Source organism: Geodermatophilus sp. URMC 62 (assembly GCF_052931475.1).
Window position 1 is genome coordinate 1,689,717 of record NZ_JBRFHY010000001.1, and the last position, 17,611, is coordinate 1,707,327.

A 17,611-nucleotide genomic window follows, 5' to 3' on the forward strand; every position below is an offset into this window, starting at 1 on the left:
GCCGGCGCGGGGGACCCGTGACGCGCGCCGCCCGGCCGTCCCGGGTCCGGTGGCCGCGGGTCCTGACGACGACGCTGCTGGCGCTCCCGCTGCTCGCCGTCCCTCCGGTGGCCGCCGCACCACCCGCCGCGGCGGCGCCCGCCCCGACCGCCGCGGCCGCCGACGACGACGAGCGGCCGGTGACCGTCGAGGTCACCCGCCTCGAACCGCGCACCGTCGTCCCCGGCGGCACCGTCACCCTCGAGGGCACGCTGCGCAACACCGGCACCCAGACGCTGACCGACCTGACCGCCCGGCTGCAGCGCGGCGCGGTCCTCACCACCCGCGCCGACCTGCTGGCCGCCGACCCCGAGCCGGCGACCGTCGCCGCCACCGCCTTCGCGCCGCTGGCCGGGCGGCTCGGGCCCGGTGAGCAGGTCCCCTTCACCTACGGCGCCACCACCGCCGAGCTGGGCCTGGACCGTGACGGCGTCTACCCGGTGCTGCTCAACGTCAACGCCGCCGGCCCCGACGGCGAGCAGAGCCGGGTCGGCGAGGTCAGCACCTCCGTGGTGCAGCAGAGCGCCCCACCGGCGACGGCGACGGCGGTCGCCTGGCTGTGGCCGCTGGTCGAGCGCACGCACCGCGACGCCGCGGGGGCGTTCGTCGACGACGAGCTGGCCGCCGAGGTCTCCGACGGCGGCCGGCTCGACCGCGCGCTGGCGGTGCTCGAGCGGGTGCCGCAGGTCGTGGCGCCCGGGACGACGGAGCCCGCGCCGCTCGCCCCGATGACCCTGGCGGTCGACCCGGTCCTGGTCGAGGAGCTCGCGCTCATGGCCGAGGGCCCCTACGACGTCGCCGGGGAGCAGGACGCGGGCACCGGCACCGACGCCGCGGCCGCGTGGCTGGACCGGCTGCGGGCCGTGGCCGGCGACCACCCCGTCGTCGCCCTGTCCTACGGCGACGTCGACGCCGACGCCCTGCAGGCAGCCGGCCTGCCGGCTGCGGTGACCCGCAGCCTGCCTGGCGCCGCGGCCGGCGCGGACGGCGTGGGCACCGGCACGAGCACCGGGGACGGGAACGGCCGGCCCACCGCCACCGCCGACTCCCCGGGCCCGGACGGCGCCGCCCTGCTGCGCGAGGAGCTGGGCACCGACGTCCGCACCGACCTCGCCTGGGCCGCCGGCGGGGCGCTGCGTGCCGACACCCTGGGCACGCTGACCGGCGGGGGGATCGAACAGGTGGTGCTCGCCTCCGGCGCCCTGACCGGCGGCGCCACGGCGATCGGCCTCACCGGCGCCGCGGCGGCGCGCACCACCGCGGCCGGGGACGACGGCCCGGTGCCGGCGCTGGTCGCCGACAGCGGACTGTCCGACCTCGTCGGCGCCGCCGGGCAGACCAGCGGCGGCACCCGGGTGGCCGAGCAGCGCTACCTGGCCGAGCTGGTCCTGCTCTCCCAGCAGCCGGTCGCCGACCCCGCCGGCCAGACGGTCCTCGTCGCCCCGCCGCGCGACGTCGACCCCGACCCCGACGGCGTGGCCGCCATGATCGCCGACACCGCGCTGCCCGGGCTGCGCCCGGCCGCGCTGACCGACCTCGCCGCCGGGCCGGCCACGGACGCCGGCACACCGGTCGACCCGGTCGACGCCCCGCTCCTCGACGCGGCCGGGCTGGCCGACGTCGTCGCCGCGGCCGGCCTGCGCGACGACCTGGCCGGCGCCGTCGTCGATGACCCCGCCGCGGCCCTGGCCGGCACCGACGCCGCCCTGGCGCGCACCACCTCCGCCGCCTGGCGCGAGGACCCCGACGGCTTCCGGGCCGCCGCCGGCGGCCTGCGCGAGAGCGTGGACCGGCTGCGCGGTCAGGTGACCCTGGTGGCGCCGGCGGAGGGCAGCTACAGCCTGGCCTCCAAGGACGCGCCACTGGTGCTGACGGTGCAGAACGACCTGCCCTTCGCCGTCCGGGTGCTGGTCGACGTGCACACCCGCGACAACGTGGGGCTCACCATCGGCAGCCTCGGCGCGCAGGAGGTGCCGCCGCAGCAGCGCACGACGCTGCAGGTGCCCACCGAGGTGCGCCAGTCGGGGCGCTTCGCCGTCTCGGCCGGGCTGACGACGCCCGGCGGTGGGCGGCTGGGCGAGACCGTGGCGATCCAGGTCCGCAGCACCGCCTACGGGACGATCTCGCTGTCGATCACCATCGGTGCCGCCGTCCTGCTCGGCCTGCTCTTCCTGCGGCGCGGGGTGCTGTTCGTGCTCCGCCGCCGCCGCGGAGCGGCCGAGGAGGACCTGCCCGCGGACGCCTGGCCGCCGAGCCGGAGCCCGGTGTGACCGGCCGCCCGCGCAGCGAGGAGGACCTGACGGCCCGCCAGGCACCCGCCGACGACACCGGGAGCGCTGCCGCCGGGGACGCCCCCGGGGACGCCGCCGGGGACGCCCCCCGTGACGACGACGGCGCCCGCGGGCCCCGCCCGCGCCCCCTGCCGCCGGTGCCCCCGGCTCCCTCACCGGCTCCTCCGCGGGCCGCCCGGCCGCCGCGCGAGCGGGGCCGCCCGCTGCCCCCGCCGCCCTATCCGGTGGCGGCGCCCGGGGACGCCCGCGCGACCCCCGCGCCGCCGCGTCCGGTGCCGCCCGTGCCGCCCCCGCCGCCGGTCCGGCGCCCGGGGACGCCGCAGCAGGACGCCCCGCTACAGCAGGACGCCCCGGCACAGCAGGGCACCCCGCCGCAGGCCCGGGCCCACGCACCGCGGGAGACCGCCGCCGTGCCGCCGCTCCCCGCGGCGGTGCGGCGCACCCCGCGGCCGCTGCCGCCGGTGCCCCCGCCCACGCGGACCCGCTTCCTGCCGGCCGACGAGACCCAGGTCATCCCGATTCACGTCCTGCCGCCGGTGCCGGCCGCGCCGGAGGGGGAGACCGAGGAGGAGGCCCGCGAGCGGGAGGGCGCCCCCGGGGGCAGCCGCGGCATCCTGCGCGCCGCCGGCACCATGGCCGTGGCCACGCTCGTCTCCCGGGTCACCGGCCTGCTGCGCACGATGGTGCTGGCCGCCGCCCTGGGCGTGGGCCTGGTGAACGACGCCTACAACACCGCCAACACGCTGCCCAACATCGTCTACGAGCTGCTGCTGGGCGGCGTGCTCACCTCGGTGATCGTGCCGCTGCTCGTCCACGCCCAGGAGCGCGACCGCGACGGCGGCGTGGCCTACGCCCAGCGGCTGTCGACCGTGGCGATCGCCGGGCTGGTCGCCGTGACCGCGGTCGCCGTGGTGGCCGCCCCGGTGCTCACCGCCCTGTACGGCATCGAGGGCGACCCCGCGCAGGTCCGGCTGGCCACCTGGCTGGCGCGGATCCTGCTGCTCGAGATCGTCTTCTACGGCGTCGGCGCGCTCGCCCAGGCGATCCTCAACTCCCGGGGCGTGTTCGGGCCGCCCGCGTGGGCGCCGGTGCTCAACAACGTCGTCGTCATCGCCACCGGCGTGCTGTTCGTGGCGGCCAGCGGACCGGGCGACCTGCGGCCGGAGACCATCACCGCCGGGCAGGTGTGGCTGCTGGGGATCGGCACCACGCTCGGCATCGCGCTGCAGGCGCTGGTCCTGGTGCCGCTGCTGCGCCGGGCGGGCGTCCCGCTGCGGCCGCGCTGGAACCTGCGCCGGACCGGCCTGCGCGAGGTCGGCGGCCTGGGCGGCTGGGTGGTCCTCTACGTCGCGGTCAGCCAGGTCGGCGTCGTGGTGGCCACCCGCGTGGCCAACGCCGCCACCCGCGAGGGCGGGCTGGGCTCGAGCGCCTTCGCCTACGCCAGCCTGCTGTTCCAGATGCCCTACGGGATCATCGGCGTCGCGCTGCTGACCGCCCTGGTGCCGCGGATGAGCCGGGCCGCCGCCCGGCACGACGTCCCCGGCGTGGTCCAGGACCTGGCGCTGGGCACCCGCCTGTCCGCGCTCGGGCTGCTGCCGGTGGCCGCCGCGCTCACCGTCCTCGGGCCGGCGCTGGCGACCGTGGCCTTCGCCCGCGGCCAGACCAGCGTCACCGACGCGCGGGCGATCGGCACCGCCCTGGCCGTCGGCGCCTTCGGCCTGCTGCCCATGGCGGTCACGCTGCTGCAGCTGCGCGTGTTCTACGCGATGAAGGACGCCCGGACGCCGGCGCTCATCCAGGTCGGCATGGTCGCCGTCCGGGTGCCCCTGCTGCTGCTGGTGCCCGCGCTGGTCGGGCCCGAGCACGTCGTCGCCGGGCTGACGCTGGCCACGAGCGTCACCTACCTGGCCGGCTGGGCGTTCGGGCACGTCGCGCTGCGGCGCCACCTGCGGGCCGCCGACCCGGACCGGGCACGCGCCGGCGGGACCCTCGGACCGGTGCTGCGGATGACCGCGGCCGCCGCCGCGGGCGCGCTGGCCGGCTGGCTCGCCGTCGGGGTGACCGACGACGCTCTGGGGACGTCGGTCACGGGCTCGCTCGTGACCGTGCTGGTCGGTACGGTGGTCGTCGGTGTCACGACCCTCGTCGGGTTCGTGCTCGCCCGCGTCCCGGAGCTCCGGGAGCCCCTCGCCGCCGCCCGTGCGCGGCTGGGGCGCGGATGAGCACGGTCCCACCGGGGCAGGCGCCGCCGCCGGGGCAGCGCGCCGCCGGCCGGGGAGGGTCGAGGAGGTCGTCCGCGTCCATGACGTCCACGATCACCGGGCTCCCCGACCGCTACCGCCCCCTCGACGAGGTCGGCCCGGTCGAGCGGACCGAGACCGGCGTCATCCACTGCTGGCGGGCCAAGGACCGGGTCCTCAACCGTGACGTCGCCGTCCGGGTGCACGAGCCCGGCGGCCCCGCCGCCCGCTCCTGGATCACCCGCGCGCTGACCGCGGGCGGGCTGGCCACGCCGGCGCTGGCGATGGTCTACGACGCCTCCGAGGGTGGCGGGAACGATGGCGGGGGTGCCGCCTACGTCGTCAACGAGTGGATCGAGGGACAGACCCTGGCCGAGCGGCTCGGGTCCGGACCCATGGACGAGCGGGAGGCCCGCACCGTCCTGCGCCGGCTGGCCGAGGGCGTCGCCGAGGCGCACCGGGTCGGCCTCGCGGTGGGCGGGCTGAGCCCCGAGACCGTCGTCCTGCGGCCCAACGGCCTCGTCGGCCTGCGCGCCGTCCCCGCCGCGACCGGCACCGTCCAGGAGGACATCGCCGCACTCGGCGCGCTGCTCGAGTACTGCCTCACCGGCTCGCGCGCCGGCGCCTCCGGACCCGGCGGCACCCCCGCCCACCCGCCGGTCATCGACCAGCCCGACCTCGCCGCCCTGGTCCGCCGGGCCCGCTCCACCGAGCCGGGGGCGCGGCTGGCCAGCGCCGCGGCGATGGCCGCGCTGCTGGCCGAGCGCCCCCGCGCCGGTGGCACGCCGGTGCGCGGCCGGGACGAGAGCGACAGCGGCTGGCTGCGCCGGCTGCGCGAGCACCGCGACACCGAGCAGGCGGGCGAGGAGCCGGCGCCGACCGCCGCCGCCGCCGACGCCGAGCACCCGGAGCGCCTCGAGCGCCGGACGATGCCGCCCGTGCCGAGCGGCCGGGCGGCCCTCCCCCTGCCGGGGAACGAGCCCGCCGACGGCGACACCGACGGCGCCGACGAGCGCGTCGACGGCCGCCGCCGGCTGCTGGTCGTGGGGCTCCCCCTCGCCGCGCTGCTCGTCGTGATCGCGCTGGCCTGGTGGGTGGGCACCCACCTGCTGTCGGTCGCCGGCAGCGTCGACGAGGTGCCCGGCGCCGTGCGCTCCAGCCCCTCCACCAGCAGTGCGGCCGCCGAGGGGAGCGCCGCCGCGTCGTCCTCCGGGGGCGCGCCGGTCGCCATCGCCGGCGGCACGGTCCTCGACCCCTTCGGTGACGGCGACCCGGACAACCCCGGGGACGTCCCGGCGTCCTACGACGGCGACCCGGCCACGGCGTGGTCGACCTACACCTACCGCGGCTCGGCCGCCTTCGGTGGCCTCAAGCCCGGCATCGGGGTCGTCTACGACCTCGGCTCGGCCCAGCCGGTCGCCGGCGTCACGCTGACCACCACGACGCCGGGCATCTCCGTCGAGGTGCGCACCGGCGACAGCCGCGACGGCGACCTCGACTCCTTCGCCGTCGCCGCCGCCGGCACCGTCGACGGGACCACCGACCTGACCTTCGACGAGCCGGTGACCACGCAGTACGTCCTGGTCTGGGTGACCGGCCTGGTGCCCGCCGAGGACGGCTTCGCCGGCGACCTGGCCGAGGTCGCGGTCACCCCCGCCGGCTGAGGCAGGACCCCCCGACGGGGGTGTCCCGGCCCCTGCCTGCGGGAATGCCGCACCTACGATCCTCGTTGTGCCGCGCGTGACCGATTCTCAGCCGACCCCCGGCCCCGCCACGACCACCGAGGTCACGTCGCCCGTCATCCCGCCGGCGGAGCACGACGGCGTCCGTGACCTGATCATCATCGGGTCGGGCCCGGCCGGGTACACCGCGGCGGTCTACGCCGCGCGGGCCAACCTGCACCCGCTGGTCTTCGAGGGCTCGCAGTTCGGCGGCGCGCTGATGACCACCACCGAGGTGGAGAACTTCCCCGGCTTCGCCGAGGGCATCCAGGGCCCGCAGCTGATGATGGACATGCGCCAGCAGGCCGAGCGCTTCGGTGCCGAGCTGGTCGCGCGCGACGTCTCCGAGGTCGACCTCACGGCCACCCCCAAGGTGGTCAGGGTCGGCGACGAGGTGCACCGGGCGCACGCCGTCATCGTGGCCACCGGCTCGAAGTACCGGTACCTGGGCCTGGACAACGAGCAGCGCCTGCTCGGCCACGGCGTCTCGGCCTGCGCCACCTGCGACGGCTTCTTCTTCCGCGACCAGGACATCGTGGTGGTCGGCGGCGGTGACTCGGCGATGGAGGAGGCCACCTTCCTCACCCGCTTCGCCAAGACGGTCACCGTCGTCCACCGGCGCGAGGAGCTGCGTGCCTCGAAGATCATGCAGAAGCGCGCGCAGGACAACGAGAAGATCCGCTGGGCCCTCGGCAAGCAGGTCACCGACGTCCTCGGCGACTCCACCGTCTCCGGTGTCGAGCTCACCGACGTCGGCTCCGGCGCCACCGAGGAGCTGCCGGTCTCGGGCCTGTTCGTCGCCATCGGCCACGACCCGCGCAGCGAGCTGTTCGTCGGCCAGCTCAAGCTCGACGACGAGGGCTACGTCCAGGTCGAGCACCCGACCACCCGGACCAACATCGACGGCGTCTTCGCCTGCGGCGACGTGGTCGACCACGTCTACCGCCAGGCGATCACCTCGGCCGGCACCGGTGCCGCCGCCGCCATCGACGCCGAGCGCTGGCTGGCCGAGACCTTCGACGAGCGCTGACGCCGCTCGCCCACCGCCGGGTGCGCCCTGCGCGCACCGGGCATAGACCACCGGTCGGGCCGGTTGACCCGGCCGGGCCACCCGAGCCAGACACAGAGGAGAACGACCATGGCAGGCAACACCGTGACGGTCACCGACGCCAGCTTCGCCAACGAGGTGCTGGGTAGCGACAAGCCCGTCCTCGTCGACTTCTGGGCGGAGTGGTGCGGCCCGTGCAAGATGGTTGCCCCGGTCCTGGAGGAGATCGCCCGCGAGCACGGCGACAAGCTGACGATCGCCAAGCTTAACATCGACGAGAACCCGCAGATCGCCCGCGACTACCAGGTCATGTCGATCCCGACCATGACGGTGTTCCAGGGCGGCAAGCCGGTCAAGAGCATCATCGGCGCCAAGCCCAAGGGCGCCATCCTCTCCGACCTGGCCGACTACATCTGAGCCACCGGACCTCCCTGCGGGGAGGCCGCAGCCAGGGCCCGCTCCTCCGGTCGGAGGAGCGGGTCCTCGTGCGTCCGGAGGACCCCCGGCGGGCCGCGCGGGGTCGCGGACGGGACAATCGAGCGCGATGGGTAGCGAGAGCAGCATGCAACCGCTGGGTCCCGGCAGGCGGGGACCCGCCGTGGCCGACGTCCGGGCCGCCCTGCGCAGCCTGGGCCTGCTCGCCCCGGCCGACGGCGTCCCGGACGACGCCGGCACCGAGGTGTACGACCAGGCCACCGAGCTCGCCGTCCGCCACTTCCAGCAGGTGCGCGGGCTGTCGGTCGACGGCCGGGTCGGTGAGGAGACCTACCGCGCGCTGTCGGAGGCGCGGTGGTCGCTGGGCGACCGGCTGCTGCACCACGACCCCGAGCGGCCCGTGCGCGGCGACGACGTCACCGGCCTGCAGGAGCGCCTGCTCGAGCTAGGCTACGACGCCGGCCGCGCCGACGGGATCTTCGGTCCCGAGACCGAGGTGGGCCTGCGCGCCTTCCAGCGCGACTACGGGCTGACCTCCGACGGCACCTGCGGGCCGGCCACGCTGCGCGCCTTGCGCCAGCTCGGCCGCAAGGTCACCGGCGGCCGCCCGCAGCTGCTGCGGCAGAGCGCCTCGCTGGTCGACAGCGGCCCGCACCTCATCGGCCGCCGCATCGTCGTCGACCCCGGCCACGGCGGTGCCGACCCCGGCGTCACCTCGGGGGAGACCACCGAGGCCGACCTGGTCCTGGACCTGGCCAGCCGGATCGAGGGGCAGCTGGCCGCCGCCGGCGCCACGGTCTACCTCACCCGTGGCCGCGACCAGGACCCGACGCCGGCCGAGCGGACCGCCTTCGCCAACGACGCCCGCGCCGACCTGTTCATCTCCCTGCACCTGGAGGCCCACGAGTCCGAGCACGCCCGCGGGGTGGCCAGCTACTACTACGGCACCGGGTCGGGGACGTCGTCGACGGTGGGGGAGCGCTTCGCCGACCTGGCCCGCCGCGAGGTCGTCGCCCGCACCGGCATGCTCGACCTGGGCGGGCACCCCAAGACTTGGGACCTGCTGCGGATGACCCGCATGCCGGCCGTCCGCCTCGACTGCGGCTACCTGTCGCACCCGGTCGACCGGTTGCTGCTGCTCGACGCCCGGCTGCGCAGCACCGTCGCCTCCGCCGTCCTGGCCGCCGTCCAGCGGCTCTTCCTGCCTGCCGACGCCGACCCGCCCACCGGCACCTTCGTCCTCCCCGGCCGGGTGTAGCCGCGCGCCACGATCAGGTCACCTGATCGTGGCGCGTCCTCCCTCACCGCCCACCGTGAGGGAGGACGCGCTGCGGTGCGGGAGGACGTGCTCCGGTGCGGGAGGACGGCGCCCCCGAACCCCGCCGGGCGGCCGACGCGTGAGCCCCGCCACGGTGCCGGTGGGACGCGTGGGACGGCGGCGGGCGGACGGGTCCGTCTCACCGGCGGTGTCGGGCGGGCGACGCGGGCGCCCTCCCTACACTCGACGGGTGGCCTCTCTCCCGCCGGGACAGCCGTCGTCCGGCACCCCGCACGCCCACTCGCACGTCGTGCCCCGCCACCCGCGGCTGGACCCCCTGGCCGACCGGTACGCAGCACGCACGCACGGGATGAAGTCCTCGGAGATCCGCGCGCTGTTCTCCGTGGTGAGCCGGCCCGAGGTCGTCTCCCTCGCCGGCGGCATGCCCGCAGTCACCGCCCTCCCGCTGGACGCCGTGGGCTCCATGATCGGCGAACTGGTCAGCGGCATGGGCGCGCAGACCCTGCAGTACGGCTCCGGCCAGGGCGACCCGCGGCTGCGCGAGCGCATCTGCGACGTCATGGCGCTGGAGGGCATCACCGACGCCTCGCCCAGCGAGGTCGTGGTGACCGTCGGCTCGCAGCAGGGCCTGGACCTGGTCACCCGCGTCTTCTGCGACCCCGGTGACGTCATCCTCGCCGAGGGCCCGTCCTACGTCGGCGCGCTCGGCGTCTTCCAGGCCGCCCAGGCGCGCGTCCGGCACGTCGCCATGGACGACGACGGCCTGGTCCCCGAGGCGCTGGAGCAGGCGCTGCTGGAGTGCCGGGCCAACGGCGACCGGGTGAAGTTCCTCTACACGGTGCCCAACTTCCACAACCCGGCCGGCGTGACGCTGTCCGAGCCGCGCCGCCAGGCGATCGTCGACATCGCCGACCGGTACGACCTGCTGGTCGTCGAGGACAACCCCTACGGCCTGCTCGGCTTCGACCGCGAGCCGATGCGCGCGTTGCGGGCCCGCGACGCCCAGCGGGTCATCTACCTCGGCTCGTTCTCCAAGACCTTCTCCCCGGGTCTGCGGGTGGGCTGGGTGCTCGCCCCGCTCGCCGTCCGCGAGAAGCTGGTGCTGGCCACCGAGGCGCAGGTGCTCTGCCCGCCCTCGCTCACCCAGTACGCCGTCGCCCGCTACCTCGACACCCAGCCGTGGCGCGAGCAGATCAAGCTGTTCACCGAGCTCTACCGAGAGCGGCGCGACGCCACGCTGGAGTCGCTGCAGGCGCTCATGCCGCCGGGCACCACCTGGACGCACCCCGACGGCGGCTTCTACGTGTGGCTCAAGCTGCCGCACGGCCTGGACGCCAAGCTCATGCAGCCCCGCGCGGTCAACGCGCACGTGGCCTACGTGCCCGGCATCGGCTTCTACGCCGACGGGTCGGGCCGCGAGCACATGCGGCTGTCCTACTGCTACCCCGAGCCCGACCAGATCCGGGAGGGCGTGCGCCGGCTGGCCCGCGTCATCGAGGCCGAGCTGGACCTGCACAGCACGTTCGACACCGTCGACACCGGGACGTTCCGCGCGGTCGGTTCCCCGACCAACACCGCCGAGACCATCGTCGGCCCCGCCAACAGCGACCGGACCGAGGACTGACGCCGTGACCGAGCCCGCCGCACCACCCGCCGCCCATCCCGCCGCCGACGCCGCTGCCGAGGCGACCTCGCTGCGCGCCGTCGTCCTCGCCGGCGGGCTGACCTTCGAGCGGGAGGTCAGCCTGTCCTCGGGCACCCAGGTGGTCGAGGAGCTCGCCCGGGTCGGGGTCGACGCCGAGCTGCGCGACGCCGACGCCGAGCTGCTGCCCGGCCTCGCCGCCGCCCCCGCCGACGCGGTGTTCATCGCGCTGCACGGCGCGACGGGGGAGGACGGCGCCCTGCGCGCGGTCCTCGACCTGGCCGGCGTCCCCTACGTCGGCTCGCCGGCCGCCTCCTGCCGCCTGGCGTGGGATAAGCCGGCCGCCAAGTCCGTCGTCCGCACCGCCGCGCTGACGACGCCGGACTGGGTGGCCCTGCCGCACAGCACGTTCCGGGAGCTGGGCGCCGGCGCCGTCCTCGACCTCATCGTGGCCCGTCTCGGGCTGCCGCTGATGGTCAAGCCGGCCTCGGGCGGCTCCGCGCTGGGCGCGCAGAAGGTGAGCCGGGTCGAGGACCTGCCGGCCGCGATGGTCAGCTGCTTCGCCTACGGCGAGACGGTGCTGGTCGAGCGGTTCGTCGACGGCGTGGAACTCGCCGTCTCGGTGGTCGACCTGGGGACGGGGCCCGAGGCGCTGCCGGCGGTGGAGATCGTCCCGGAGTCCGGGGTGTTCGACTACACCGCCCGCTACACGCCCGGCCTCACCGAGTACCACGCCCCGGCCCGCGTGTCCGACGACGTCGCCGTCCGGGCGGCCGAGCTCGCCGTCCGGGTGCACCGGGCACTGGGCCTGGCCGACCTCTCGCGCACCGACGCGATCGTCTCCCCCGACGGCGAGGTGCACTTTCTCGAGGTCAACGTCTCCCCGGGGCTGACGGAGACGTCGATGTTCCCCATGGCGGTCGAGGCCGCCGGGTACGACCTCGGCGACGTCCTCGCCCGGCTGCTCACCCGCCGGGCACACACCGCCCGCTGAGCCGGGCCGCCCCCAGCTCACCGGGAGAGCCCGGCCTTCCGTCCGTGACGGAAGGCCGGGCTCTCGCGTCTCAGTCCTCCCCGCGGCGCCCGGCCACCTCCGGGGCCATCAGCCCGATGATGCGCTGCAGGTCGTCGACCGAGCCGAACTCGACGACGATGCGCCCCTTGGCCCGGCCGATCTGGACCTTCACCTTGGTCTCGAAGACGTCGGAGAGGCGGCCGGCGAGGTCCTCGACGCCCGGCGCGCTGATCCGGCGGGCCCGGCGGCGGGAGGCCGGCTGCTCGGCCGCGGCGAGGGCCACCGCCTCCTCCGTGGCCCGCACCGACAGCCCCTCGGCGACGATCCGGGTGGCCAGCGCGTCCTGCGCCTCGGCGTCGTCGAGGCCGAGCAGTGCCCGCGCGTGGCCGGCCGTGATGACCCCCGCGGCCACCCGGGTCTGCACCTTCACCGGCAGCTTGAGCAGCCGGATGGTGTTGGTGACCTGCGAGCGGCTGCGCCCGATCCGCCCGGCCAGCTCCTCGTGGGTGGCGCCGAACTCCTCCAGCAGCTGCTGGTAAGCCGCGGCCTCCTCCAGCGGGTTGAGCTGGACGCGGTGGATGTTCTCCAGCAGCGCGTCGCGCAGCAGGGCGTCGTCGGTGGTGTCCCGGACGATGGCCGGGACGACGTCGAGACCGGCCGCCCGGGCCGCCCGCAGGCGGCGCTCGCCCATGATGAGCTCGTAGCCGCCACCGGCCCCGTCCTCGGCGCTGCGCTCGCGCACGACGATCGGCTGGAGCAGCCCGAACTCCCGCACGGAGTGGGTGAGCTCCTCCAGCGCCTCGTCGTCGAAGACCTGCCGCGGCTGCCGCGGGTTGGGGACGATCTCGCCGACCGACACCTCGCGCAGCTGCGCGCCCGGCACGCCCACCGCCTCGTCGCGCTGCCGGGCCACCTCGGCGGCGGCCTGCGCGGCCGGGGGCAGCACCGCGACCGGCGGCGCGAGGGGCTCGGGCGCCGTCTGCCCGCCGGCCGGCGCCTCGGGAGCCGGTGCCACGGGGGACGGCTGTGACCCCTGGGGCACCAGGTGCACCGCGGGCGCCTCGGCCGGCGGGGCGCTGGTGGGGATGAGCGCCGCCAGCCCCCGGCCGAGGCCGCCACGCTTGCTCATCGGGTCTCCTCGTCGACGGAGGTGGGAACGGGCAGGACGGCCGCGTCGGTGCCGGCGAAGGCCCGGCCGGCCAGCGAGCTGTCCGCGCGGGAGCCGGTGGCCGACGCCGTCGGGGGACGGACCACCGGCATCGGCGCGGTGGCCGGCGGCGGGGGAGGCGGCGGCCCCATCGGCCGGGGATCGGCCTCGGGTCGCAGGTGCACGCCGCGCTCGGCGAGCTCGCGGGCGGCCTCCACGTAACTGGTGGAGCCGCGCGAGCCCGGGTCGTAGGTGAGCACCGACTGGCCGTAGCCCGGCGCCTCCGACACCCGCACGTTGCGCGGGATGACCGTCCGCAGCACCAGGTCCCCGAAGTGGCTGCGCACCTCCTCGGCGACCTGGTCGGCCAGGCGCGTGCGGCCGTCGTACATCGTCAGCAGGATCGTGCGGACGGCGATCCCCGGGTTGAGGTGCGCGCGCACGAGCTCGATGTTGTTGAGCAGCTGCCCGAGGCCCTCCAGCGCGTAGTACTCGCACTGGATGGGGATGAGCACCTCGTCGCCGGCCACGAGCGCGTTGAGCGTGAGCAGGCCCAGCGACGGCGGGCAGTCGATGAGCACGTAGTGCGGCCGCTGGTCCTCGGGCAGCGCGTGCACGTAGCCCTCGATCGCGCGGCGGAGCCGGTACTCGCGGGCGACGACGGAGACCAGTTCGATCTCCGCGCCGGCCAGGTCGATCGTCGCCGGGACGCAGCGCAGGTTCGGGCTGGCCGTCGTCGGGTGGACGACGTCGGCGAGTGAGCTGTCGCCGACCAGGGCGTCGTAGATGGACGGCGTCCCCACGGTGTGCTCGACGCCGAGGGCGGTGCTCGTGTTGCCCTGCGGGTCGAGGTCGATGACCAGCGCCCGCAGGCCGTAGAGCGCCAGCGCGACGCCCAGGTTGACCGTCGAGGTGGTCTTGCCGACGCCGCCTTTCTGGTTGGCCACGGTGACGACGCGGATGCGGCCCGGCGCGGGGAAGGGCTCCTGGTCGGCGGCGTGCAGCACGCGGGTGGCGCGCAGGGCCTCCATGGCGATGGGGCTGTCGAAGTCCGCGCCGGGGCCGGCCGCCGAGTCGGCCGCGAGGCTGCTGCGCAGCCGCTGGCCCGGGTCGGTCATCGCAGGTCCTCCCTGCCGACCCGTTTCACGTGGAACGGGGTCGGGTGTCTGTACGGGTTCCACGTGGAACGGCGGTCCGTCGTCGACGGTTCACCGGGACCCACGGGTCATGACCACCACGGTAGTGGCAGCCTCTCCCAGCCCGGAACCGACAGCCCGGGGGTGGATGTCGCGCATCCCCGCCCGTTCCAGCTCGGGGACGAGCGCGGGCAGCTCCTCCACCGCGCGGGCACCGACGAGGGCCACCAGCTGGGCCCCGGGCCGCAGCAGGCCGCGGCACCAGCCGACCAGCCGGGGGAGGGCGGCCACCGCCCGCGCGGTGACGACGTCGACCGGCCCGACCTCCCGGACCACCGCGCGCTCCTCGGCGCGGCCGCGGACCACCCGCCAGGGCGTGCCGAGCTCGGCCACGACCTCCTCGAGGAACTCCACCCGCCGCGCCATCGGCTCGACGAGGGTGAGCCCCAGGTCGGGGCGGGCCAGCGCCAGCGGGATCCCGGGCAGGCCCGCGCCGCTGCCGACGTCGACCACCCGGGCGCCCTCGGGCACCGCCTCGGCCACCGCGGCGCTGTTGAGGACGTGACGCTCCCACAGCCGTGGGACCTCACGCGGCCCGATCAGCCCACGCGTCACACCGTCGGAGGCCAGCCGGGCGACGTAGCGCTCGGCGTCGGGGAGGCCCGCCCCGAACACCGAGCGTGCGGCGGCCGGGGCCGGTGGGGCGTCGCGGGCCGGTGCGGCACCGGTGCCGGGCCCGCTCGGAGCGGCCGCCCCGGCGGCGCCCCGCGGCCGCGCCGCCGGCTCGTCCCCCGGGAGGTCCGCGAGCCCGCTCACGCGTCCGGCAGGACCACGACGCGCCGGTTCGGCTCCTCGCCCTCCGACTCGCTGTGCACCCCGGCGACGCCGGCGACGACGTCGTGGACGACCTTGCGCTCGAAGGGGTTCATCGGCGCCAGCCGCTCGGCCTGCCGGCTGCTCGCGACCCGCCGGGCGGCCTCGGCGGCCAGCGAGGTGAGGTCGGAGCGGCGGCGGGCGCGGTAGCCGCCGATGTCGAGCATCAGGCGGCTGCGGACGCCGGTCGACTGCGCCACGGCCAGGCGGGTGAGCTCCTGCAGGGCCTCCAGGACGGCGCCGTCGGAGCCGACCAGGTCCTGCAGCTCGCCGCCGACGATGGCCACCGACGCCCGGTCGCCCTCGACGTCGAGGTCGATGTCGCCGTCCACGTCGAGGATGTCGAGCAGCCGCTCGAGGTAGTCCCCGGCGACGTCGCCCTCGCGGACGAGCAGGTCGGTGCCGCTCCTGCCCCCACCCGCGCCGCCGGACCGTGCATCGCCGGACGGTGCATCGTCGGACGGCTCGTCGTCGGCCGGTTCGAGCAGGGCGTCGTCGCTGGCGTCGTCGGGGTCGGGCAGGTCGGTCGGCTCGGCCGGTGGGGTGTCGGCCGCGGGGCTGAGGACGGCGCCCGAGGTCGCCTCGGCGGTCGTGGCGGTGTCGGTCGAGGGCTGGTGCGGAACGCTCACGGAGGTACCTCCAGTCGGTGCGGGCAGCCGGGCGGACCCGGTGGTCTCGGGAGGTCGGGTGCGCGACGGGTGCGCGGCCCGGCCGAGTGCGGCCGCTCCGGGCGTCAGGACGCTCGGGGCCGCGGGGAGCTAGCGGCGCTTGCGCTTGCCGCCGGTGCCGGCGGGGCGGCCGTGGGGAGCGCGGTTGGCCGGGCGGGAGCCCTTGCCGCCACCGGCGCGGCCGCCCGGGCCGGCGGCACCGGAGGCGCCCGCCGCGGTGCTGCCGTGGGCACCCGTGCCCTTGACGCCCGCGCCGTCCGCACCCGCGCTGTCCACACCGGCGCCGTCCACACCGGCGCCGTCGGCGTCGCTGCCGCCCTTGGTCAGCGCGACGCCGGGGCTCTGCACCCCGCCGTCCGGGGTGCTGTCGTCACCCGCGCCGACCCCGGTGGAGTCCTTGCCCAGGTCGACGCCGGCGGACGCCGGGCGGCCGCCGCGGGTGCGGACCGGCTTGGCGCCGGGCCGCGGGGCCAGGGTCCTCGGGTCGACGGCCGGCTTGTCGGCAGCGGCCTTGGCCAGCGCAGCGGGGGACCCGGGCGGGGGCATCTTGCGCAGGATGAAGAACTGCTGGCCCAGCGTCCACAGGTTGTTGGTCATCCAGTACAGCAGGACGCCGATGGGGAAGAAGAAGCCGGTGACGAAGAGACTGACCGGCATGCCGTAGAGCAGCAGCTTCTGCACCATCGCGGCCTGGCCCTCGACCGGGCCGGAGCGCCTCATGATCTGCTTCTGCGTGAAGAACGTCGTCACGCACATGATCACCATGAGCGTCAGCGCGACGGCGCGGATGCCGCCCTGGGTGACGCCGGGCAGCGCCAGGATGTCGACGGCCTTCTGGCCGGTCATGTTGAACGAGGAGGAGATCGGCGCCCCGAACAGCTCCGCGCGCGCGGCCTGGTCGGTGAGCGTGCCGTCCCAGCTGTAGAGGCCCGGGGCGCCCGGCCGCAGCCGGCGCAGGACGTGGAACAGCGACAGGAAGACCGGGATCTGCGGCAGGATCGGCAGGCAGCCGGCCAGCGGGTTGACCCCGCGCTCCTTCTGCAGCGCCATCATCGCCTGGCTGAAGCCCTGGCGGTCGGCGCCGTACTCCTTGCGCAGCTTCTGGATCTCCGGCTGGATCTCCTGCATCGCCCGCTGGCTCTTCACCTGCTTGACGAACAGCGGGAAGAGGATCAGCCGGACGGTGACGACGAGGAAGATGATCGACAGCGCCCAGGTGATGCCGCCGGCGGGGTCGAGGAACGTCGAGAACACCGCGTGCCACGTCTTCATGACGAAGGCGATCGCGGTGTACAGCCAGTCAAGCAACGCCAGCCTCCTGCTGCGGGGACCGGCGGTCAGCCGGTGGGGTCTCGGGGGCGGGACGACGGGCGCCGTCGGCGGGCACCGGGAGGGGTGCTGCTGTCCTCGACGTGCGGCCGTCGCCGCCGGTTCCGGCGGTCGCGCGGCCGGCGCGCTGCGCCGGGACCGGGTCGTACCCGCCGGGGTGCCAGGGGGCGCACTTCAGCAGCCGCCGCAGTGCCAGCCACGAGCCGCGGCCGGCGCCGTGGACGGCGACCGCCTCGGCGGCGTACGCGCTGCAGGTGGGCGCGAAGCGGCAGCGCGGGGGCAGTGCCGGGCTGATCGCGCGGGAGTAGAAGCCGACGGCGGCCAGCAGCGCCCGGGCGACGCGGCCGGGACGGCGGGCGGGGCTCACGAGGAGCCGGCCCGCTCGGCGAGCACGCGGTCGAGGCCCGCGGCGAGGTCGCGGCGCAGCCGCGCGGAGGACGCCGTGGCCGCCTCGGGACGGGCCCGGACGACCAGGTCGGCGGTGGCCGGCAGGCGGGGGAGCTCCTCGCGGACGGCGGCCCGCAGCCGCCGGGTCACGCGGTGGCGCACCACGGAGTTGCCCACCGTCCTGCCCACGACGAAACCCGCCCGCGGGCCCGCGGGCACGCCAGCGGCCCCGGCCGGGGAGGCCGGGGCACGGACGGGGAGGTAGTGGAGGACCATGGTCGGCCGACCGGCACGCCGGCCCGACCGGACGACCGCGGTGAACTCCGGACGCCGGCGCAGGCGGGCCTGCGCGGGCAGCACC

Annotated in this window: 15 protein-coding genes; 8 read left to right on the top strand and 7 right to left on the bottom strand. The window is 76.4% G+C overall.

Annotation, left to right across the window (positions count from 1 at the left end; all coding sequences use genetic code 11):
* Positions 1-17 precede the first annotated feature (17 nt).
* From ACU616_RS08100 to ACU616_RS08135, 8 genes are all read left to right on the top strand, one after another.
* Positions 18-2,309 carry a DUF6049 family protein gene (locus ACU616_RS08100; protein WP_446757962.1) on the top strand — a complete coding sequence of 764 codons (2,292 nt, stop codon included), beginning with the start codon at positions 18-20 and terminating at the stop codon, positions 2,307-2,309.
* Positions 2,306-4,552, top strand: coding sequence for a murein biosynthesis integral membrane protein MurJ (gene murJ / locus ACU616_RS08105; RefSeq protein ID WP_446757963.1), 2,247 nt, complete (start codon positions 2,306-2,308; stop codon positions 4,550-4,552). Before ACU616_RS08100 ends, murJ begins: the two co-directional genes overlap by 4 nt.
* A gap of 80 nt (positions 4,553-4,632) precedes the next feature.
* Positions 4,633-6,234 (top strand): hypothetical protein, encoded by a 1,602-nt coding sequence (locus tag ACU616_RS08110; RefSeq protein ID WP_446757964.1) that lies wholly within the window; start codon positions 4,633-4,635, stop codon positions 6,232-6,234.
* Positions 6,235-6,310: 76 nt separating this feature from the next.
* Positions 6,311-7,321 carry a thioredoxin-disulfide reductase gene (gene trxB / locus ACU616_RS08115; RefSeq protein ID WP_446757965.1) on the top strand — a complete coding sequence of 337 codons (1,011 nt, stop codon included), beginning with the start codon at positions 6,311-6,313 and terminating at the stop codon, positions 7,319-7,321.
* 63 nt (positions 7,322-7,384) lie between these two features.
* Complete coding sequence (gene trxA / locus ACU616_RS08120; protein WP_446757966.1) at positions 7,385-7,756, top strand: thioredoxin; 372 nt, start codon at positions 7,385-7,387, stop codon at positions 7,754-7,756.
* A 181-nt stretch (positions 7,757-7,937) separates the two neighbouring features.
* The gene (locus tag ACU616_RS08125) at positions 7,938-9,032 is read left to right on the top strand and encodes an N-acetylmuramoyl-L-alanine amidase (protein WP_446757967.1); all 1,095 of its coding nucleotides are present in this window, start codon (positions 7,938-7,940) and stop codon (positions 9,030-9,032) included.
* A 250-nt stretch (positions 9,033-9,282) separates the two neighbouring features.
* Positions 9,283-10,677 carry an aminotransferase-like domain-containing protein gene (locus ACU616_RS08130; protein ID WP_446757968.1) on the top strand — a complete coding sequence of 465 codons (1,395 nt, stop codon included), beginning with the start codon at positions 9,283-9,285 and terminating at the stop codon, positions 10,675-10,677.
* A gap of 4 nt (positions 10,678-10,681) precedes the next feature.
* Positions 10,682-11,689, top strand: coding sequence for a D-alanine--D-alanine ligase family protein (locus ACU616_RS08135; RefSeq protein ID WP_446757969.1), 1,008 nt, complete (start codon positions 10,682-10,684; stop codon positions 11,687-11,689).
* Between the two features lie 70 nt (positions 11,690-11,759).
* On the opposite strand, the gene ACU616_RS08140 is transcribed toward ACU616_RS08135, so the two are convergent.
* From ACU616_RS08140 to rnpA, 7 genes are all read right to left on the bottom strand, one after another.
* Positions 11,760-12,839: a ParB/RepB/Spo0J family partition protein gene (locus ACU616_RS08140; RefSeq protein WP_446757970.1), complete on the bottom strand. Its 1,080-nt coding sequence runs from the start codon at positions 12,837-12,839 to the stop codon at positions 11,760-11,762.
* Positions 12,836-13,975 (bottom strand): ParA family protein, encoded by a 1,140-nt coding sequence (locus ACU616_RS08145; protein ID WP_446757971.1) that lies wholly within the window; start codon positions 13,973-13,975, stop codon positions 12,836-12,838. Before ACU616_RS08145 ends, ACU616_RS08140 begins: the two co-directional genes overlap by 4 nt.
* Before the next feature lie 90 nt (positions 13,976-14,065).
* Positions 14,066-14,809 (bottom strand): 16S rRNA (guanine(527)-N(7))-methyltransferase RsmG, encoded by a 744-nt coding sequence (rsmG, locus tag ACU616_RS08150; protein ID WP_446757972.1) that lies wholly within the window; start codon positions 14,807-14,809, stop codon positions 14,066-14,068.
* A complete protein-coding gene (locus tag ACU616_RS08155; protein WP_446757973.1) occupies positions 14,806-15,495 on the bottom strand; it encodes a Jag family protein in 690 nt (229 codons plus the stop codon). The genes rsmG and ACU616_RS08155 overlap by 4 nt, the downstream gene beginning before the upstream one ends.
* A 129-nt stretch (positions 15,496-15,624) precedes the next feature.
* Complete coding sequence (yidC, locus tag ACU616_RS08160; RefSeq protein WP_446757974.1) at positions 15,625-16,842, bottom strand: membrane protein insertase YidC; 1,218 nt, start codon at positions 16,840-16,842, stop codon at positions 15,625-15,627.
* The gene (gene yidD / locus ACU616_RS08165) at positions 16,835-17,230 is read right to left on the bottom strand and encodes a membrane protein insertion efficiency factor YidD (protein WP_446757975.1); all 396 of its coding nucleotides are present in this window, start codon (positions 17,228-17,230) and stop codon (positions 16,835-16,837) included. Before yidD ends, yidC begins: the two co-directional genes overlap by 8 nt.
* Positions 17,227-17,610, bottom strand: coding sequence for a ribonuclease P protein component (gene rnpA, locus ACU616_RS08170; protein ID WP_446757976.1), 384 nt, complete (start codon positions 17,608-17,610; stop codon positions 17,227-17,229). The genes yidD and rnpA overlap by 4 nt, the downstream gene beginning before the upstream one ends.
* Position 17,611: the final 1 nt, after the last annotated feature.

Excerpts from the sequence above, each read along its gene's own strand:
- ACU616_RS08145 (WP_446757971.1), bottom strand. The coding sequence starts at position 13,975 with ATGACCGACCCGGGCCAGCGGCTGCGCAGCAGCCTCGCGGCCGACTCG.
- ACU616_RS08140 (WP_446757970.1), bottom strand. The coding sequence starts at position 12,839 with ATGAGCAAGCGTGGCGGCCTCGGCCGGGGGCTGGCGGCGCTCATCCCC.
- ACU616_RS08110 (WP_446757964.1), top strand. The coding sequence starts at position 4,633 with ATGACGTCCACGATCACCGGGCTCCCCGACCGCTACCGCCCCCTCGAC.